The organism is Pseudomonas sp. CM27 (assembly GCF_013179515.1).
In the GTDB taxonomy this organism is placed as follows: Bacteria; Pseudomonadota; Gammaproteobacteria; order Pseudomonadales; family Pseudomonadaceae; genus Aquipseudomonas.
Map to the genome: position 1 here is coordinate 1 of NZ_JABMCN010000498.1, position 659 is coordinate 659.

A 659-nucleotide genomic window follows, 5' to 3' on the forward strand; every position below is an offset into this window, starting at 1 on the left:
GTGCAACCAATGGCTGCTGCACGCCAGTACAGCGAATCGCTGGCCCGACTGGCAGCACTGCGTGACCCGGTCGACGCCTTCTTCGAGGCGGTGATGGTCAACGCCGAAGACGCCAAGGTACGCGCCAACCGTTATGCCCTGCTCAGCCGCCTGCGCGGTCTGTTCCTGGGCGTGGCCGACATTTCGCTGCTGGGGTAAGCCTTGAAACTGCTGATTCTCGACCGTGACGGGGTGATCAATTACGACTCCGACGCCTACATCAAGACGCTGGAAGAGTGGGTACCGATCCCGGGCTCGGTCGAAGCGATCGCGCAGTTGAGCAAGGCGGGCTGGACGGTGGCCGTGGCCACCAACCAGTCCGGTATTGCCCGTGGCTATTATTCGCTGGCAACCCTCGAGGCCATGCACGCGCGCCTGCGCGCGCTGGTGGCCGAGCAGGGCGGCGAGGTGGGCCACATCGTGTATTGCCCGCACGGGCCGGACCAGGGCTGCGACTGCCGCAAGCCCAGGCCCGGCATGCTGCAGGCGATCGCCGAGCATTACCAGGTCGGCCTTGCAGGCGTCTGGTTTGTTGGCGACAGCACAGGTGACCTGGAGGCGGCCCTGGCCGTCGGTGCACAACCCGTGTTGGTAAAAACCGGCAAGGGCGAGCGAACCCT

General features: G+C 65.4%; 2 protein-coding genes. Both read left to right on the forward strand.

Annotated elements, in window-relative coordinates; genetic code table 11:
* Positions 1–198 (forward strand): hypothetical protein (locus HP547_RS29205; protein ID WP_172288989.1); only part of this gene is annotated, 198 nt, incomplete at its 5' end.
* Between the two features lie 3 nt (positions 199–201).
* Positions 202–659, forward strand: a 458-nt coding sequence (gene gmhB, locus HP547_RS29210) for a D-glycero-beta-D-manno-heptose 1,7-bisphosphate 7-phosphatase (RefSeq protein ID WP_172288991.1), incomplete at its 3' end; no start/stop codon positions are given.